General features: G+C 67.1%; 6 protein-coding genes. 1 reads left to right on the top strand and 5 read right to left on the bottom strand.

The genetic code is table 11. The annotated features are described in order from the left end of the window. The 5 genes from RMO81_RS03765 to RMO81_RS03745 all read right to left on the bottom strand — a co-directional run. On the bottom strand, nucleotides 1-256 hold a 256-nt coding region (locus RMO81_RS03765; protein ID WP_409049576.1), incomplete at its 3' end, for an acyl-CoA thioesterase. After that, nucleotides 256-1,068, bottom strand: coding sequence for a hypothetical protein (locus RMO81_RS03760; protein WP_310474404.1), 813 nt, complete (start codon nucleotides 1,066-1,068; stop codon nucleotides 256-258). The genes RMO81_RS03760 and RMO81_RS03765, both read right to left, overlap by 1 nt. After that, nucleotides 1,065-1,799, bottom strand: a complete 735-nt coding sequence (locus tag RMO81_RS03755; RefSeq protein ID WP_310474403.1) for an alpha/beta hydrolase — start codon at nucleotides 1,797-1,799, stop codon at nucleotides 1,065-1,067. Before RMO81_RS03755 ends, RMO81_RS03760 begins: the two co-directional genes overlap by 4 nt. Further along, nucleotides 1,796-2,257: a hypothetical protein gene (locus RMO81_RS03750; protein WP_310474402.1), complete on the bottom strand. Its 462-nt coding sequence runs from the start codon at nucleotides 2,255-2,257 to the stop codon at nucleotides 1,796-1,798. Before RMO81_RS03750 ends, RMO81_RS03755 begins: the two co-directional genes overlap by 4 nt. 126 nt (nucleotides 2,258-2,383) lie before the next feature. Next, on the bottom strand, nucleotides 2,384-3,721 hold the full coding sequence (locus tag RMO81_RS03745; RefSeq protein ID WP_310474401.1) for a Xaa-Pro peptidase family protein: 1,338 nt from the start codon (nucleotides 3,719-3,721) through the stop codon (nucleotides 2,384-2,386). A 167-nt stretch (nucleotides 3,722-3,888) separates the two neighbouring features. Here RMO81_RS03745 and RMO81_RS03740 point away from each other — a divergent pair. Next, on the top strand, nucleotides 3,889-4,011 hold a 123-nt coding region (locus RMO81_RS03740; protein WP_310474405.1), incomplete at its 3' end, for a TGS domain-containing protein.

The raw sequence follows: 4,011 nt of genomic DNA, 5'->3' as shown, positions 1-4,011 counted from the left end.
TGTCGCAGCGCACGCAGATGGCGATTTCCTCGTCGAGCAGGATGGGGGCGTGATAAACCACCTCGGCCTTCACCACGTGCAGTTCGGGCGCGCCCCGCAGATTTGCCTCTGGATACAGGCCAACATGCCGAAAATATTCGGTGATGCCGATGTCGAAATATTCAAGATAGCGGCTGTTGAACACCACTGCCTGCGCGTCCACCTCGGCATAGCGGGCGCGGGCGTTCCAGATAAAGCGAAAGTCTGATCGAGCCATCAGCGTGGTGTAGCAGGCGCTGCCCCATCCGCCAGTGGCTTTTCGGGCAGTTTGGCATTCATGCGGCCAAGCGCAGCCGCCGCCGCCTGCCCGGCCGGCGTGTCGGGCGCGTCGGCCGCAGCCGCCTCCCAGGCCTGCCGGGCCAGCGCCGTGTCGCCCTTGGCCGATGCGATATTGCCGGCTTCCAGTTCGACATCAGCCGAATCCGGCGCCAGCGCCGCCGCTTTCAGCAATGCAGCTTCGGCCGCCACCAGATCGCCGCCGCGCCGGGCCAGCGTCGCCTTCAACAGCCATGGCGTGAAATATTCCGGCGAAAGCACGGTGGCACGGGTGAGATCGGCCATCGCCAATTCGGGCCTGCCGGCCACCACCTGCGCTTCGGCGCGGGTGGTGAGCAGATCGGCTTCGGCGCGCGGGCTGAGTTCGGCGCCGCCCGGCCCCGCGTCCTGCAATTTCAGCGCCCGGGTCAGGAAGCGCACCGCGTCAGCCGGCTGCTCGGCGATCAGCGCCGCGTCGGCCGCCTGCCGCCACAGCGCAATCGCCTGGCCATCGCGGGCATCCTCGCTGGCCTGGCCGGCGGCTTCATAGCTTTTCAGCGCCGCCTCGTGGTGGCGGGCGTGCATCTGGGCCACAGCCAGGCAATGGCGCGGCGCCACGCCGCCGCCTTCGATGCGCCAGGCATAGGCCATCTGCATCGCCCGCGCCGGATCCTTGGCCGCCAGTTCGATGCAGGCGGCATAGCGGGTGGGATCGGACGGGGCGGCCAACGCAGGAACGGCCGCCAGCAGGGCAAGAACAGCCAATGGCTTCACGACAACTCCAGAGCAGTGGCGATCAGCGCGGCAATATCAGCATCGCGCGACAGCCGATGATCACCATCCTTGATGAGCCGCACCTGAACATCGCCGCCCGTCAGCCGTGCCGCGATGTCGAGCGACAGCCGCCACGGCACCGCATCGTCCTGCTGGCCGTGCAGAAGCCGCACCGGCGCGCTGATGGCAATCTGGCCATCGAGTAGCAGATGATCCGGTGCATCATCGATCAGGGCGCGGCTGTAGCGATAGGGTTCGCCATAATCCGACGGGCGGGTGAAAAAGCCCTGCGCCTCCAGCTGCCGCCGTTCGGCTTCACCGGCCTTCAGCCCCCACACGGTGAAATCCGGCGCGGCGGCAATGCCCACCAACCCGGCCAGCCTTGCTTCAAGCGCGCGGCCCGCCAGCAGTGCGATCCAGCCGCCCATCGAACTGCCGATCAGCAGCACCGGCCCCTGCGGCCAGACATGCGCGATCAACGCCAGGGCATCATCCGTCCAGCGGCCGATGCTGCCAGCAAGGAAATCGCCGCCGCTGGCGCCGCAACCGGAATAATCCAGGCGCAGCATTGCCTGACCCCTGGCGCGGGCATGGTCGCTCAGCGCCTCGGCCTTCGATCCGGTCATGTCGCTCATGTAACCGGGCAGGAACACCAGCAACGGCCCGGTGCCCGGCACGAAGCGATAGGCCAGGCGCGCGCCGTGCCAATCGAGATGCTGAAGACTGCTCATGCCAGCCAGGAATGCGGCGTCATTCCAACTCCGGGCCAGCCAATCGCCTTGGCCAGATCAGGCAACGGCTGCGGCGTGATCGCCACATTGCTGTCACGCGTCGCCCACAGCACTGCGCCGATCACCGCCATCAGAGTCAGCAGGATCACCGCCAGTCGTCGCAGCGGGTTTGCTGGCGGCAGCAGCGGCAAATCATGCACCCAGCTTTGCGGCGGCGGCACTGTATCGAATCTGATCTGCCAATCCTTGTTGTCGGTGCGGCGCAGGTTCAGCCCATCGTCGCGGCGCACGCGGGCCAGCGGAATGGCGCTGATATCAGCCTCCACATTGATCACCAGCCGCTTTTCCAGCGCCGTCACCACCACCGCTTCGCGCCGGCCATCGCCCGTGAGCACGCCGGAAAGCGGACGGTTCTTGGCGGAACGCCGGTTAACAGGGGGGGCGGGCGGGGTTGGCATCAGAACCACCCTGCCAACAGCCAGCCATTGCTGCAAGCCATTGCGGCACTGGCGCCGCTCACCAGCCGCCGGCCCTGCCATCCCTGCCATCCCTGCCCTGCGCGTCAGCGCTGGCCAGCGGCTGGCTCAACCCGCCTTGCCGCGCATGGCCGCTTCGATCTCGGCGACGCTGCGCGGTATGCCGGCCGACATGCGTTCCGATCCGGTCGCCGTCACCAGATATTGATCCTCGATGCGGATGCCCTGGTTGGCAGAATGGGCATACAGGCCGGGTTCGATGGTGATCACCGCGCCGGCGGGGATGGGTTTTGAACGATCGAACGGATCATGCACATCCAGCCCGACATAATGGCCAAGGCCGTGATAAAATTCGTCGATGCGCCCGGTGCGGCGGAACACCTGCCTGGCGGCCTCGTCCAGCTCCTCAAAGGTGACGCCGGCCTTCAGCCTTGAATCGGCGGCGGCCTGTGCGGCCAGCACCAGTTCGTAATCGGCGCGCTGGGCCGGCGCAAAGCGGCCATTGGCGGGGAAGCTGCGGGTGACATCGCAGGCATAGCGCCCCACCGACGCCGCCGCATCGATCAGCACCAGATCGCCATCGCGGATCGGCCCGGTTTCGGTGATGTAATGCAGCGATGCCGCGTTGCGCCCGGCGGCCACGATGCTGTTGTAGGAAAGGCCGGTGCCGCCGGCATTGGCAAAGCCTTCCTCCAGCAGCCGCCGCAACTGGCGTTCGGTCATGCCCGGCTTCACGCCCCGCATCGCCGCCAGATGGCCGGCGCGGGTGGCCGTCATCGCCTTTTGCATCAGATCCAGCTCGCGCGGTTCCTTCACGCTGCGCAGCGCCGTCAACAGGCCGGATTGATCGCGGATGCTGGTGCCCGGCACCCGCGCCGCGATCCTGCCATACAGCTCCAGCGTTTCGGGCACCGGCGCGGTGGCGGAAACCACGGGCCCCAGGAAATGCAGGTCCTTGGCGCGGGTGGCCAGCTGCGTCACCAGCCCGCCCAGTCGCGTGCTGCGCTGCACGCGCTGGATGCCGGTGCGCTGCTCGATCAACGAACCCAGCGGCAGCCGCTCCACCGTCACGCGCTCCATCTCGATATCGCGTGACGGCAGAAACAGAAACTCCTTCACCGCCGCCTCGCCGGGGGCCAGCACCAGGATGGCACCGGGCTCGTCCATGATGCCGGTCAGCCAGGCAAAATCGCCGTTCTGCGTGAACGGCGCCAGCAATGTGTTGTCGGGCGCATCGGCTGCCGTCGCGCCATGGATGACCGCCAGACCGGTTTTCAGCTGCGCCATCAGTTGCGCGCGGCGGGCACGATACACGTCGGGCGCGAACGGGCTGGTGCCCAACGGCGTGCCATAGCCCGGCCCCGGCAGGATTTGCGCGGCTGCGCTGTTGAACGGTGAAAGCGCGATCGCGGCCCCCGCTAGAAACTGCCTGCGTTCGAATATCATGCGGTGCCCCCTGCGTTGATCGCCAAAGGCTGGCAGATCGCTCCGGCGACGTCCACAGGCATTGCGCAACTATTGGGGCCAAGTAACGGGTGGCGAAAGTGCGGATTTTTGATTAGGCACGCAGCGCCGCTCCATGATGGCGGCAGCGCTTGCAAACAAAGGTCACCATGTCCGATTCTGTAACCCTCACGCTCCCCGATGGCTCGCAGCGCAGTGTTGCGCGCGGGACTACCGGTGCGGAAGTGGCGGCCAGCATCGGGCCGGGGCTGGCCAAGGCGGCGCTGGCGGCC

The sequence above is a fragment of the Sandarakinorhabdus sp. genome (genome assembly GCF_031422795.1).
Lineage (GTDB): Bacteria > Pseudomonadota > Alphaproteobacteria > Sphingomonadales > Sphingomonadaceae > Sandarakinorhabdus.
Note: the sequence above shows the minus strand (reverse complement) of the source record. Positions and strands in the feature narration are given on the sequence as shown.

Excerpts from the sequence above, each read along its gene's own strand:
- RMO81_RS03755 (WP_310474403.1), bottom strand. The coding sequence starts at position 1,799 with ATGAGCAGTCTTCAGCATCTCGATTGGCACGGCGCGCGCCTGGCCTAT.
- RMO81_RS03750 (WP_310474402.1), bottom strand. The coding sequence starts at position 2,257 with ATGCCAACCCCGCCCGCCCCCCCTGTTAACCGGCGTTCCGCCAAGAAC.
- RMO81_RS03745 (WP_310474401.1), bottom strand. The coding sequence starts at position 3,721 with ATGATATTCGAACGCAGGCAGTTTCTAGCGGGGGCCGCGATCGCGCTT.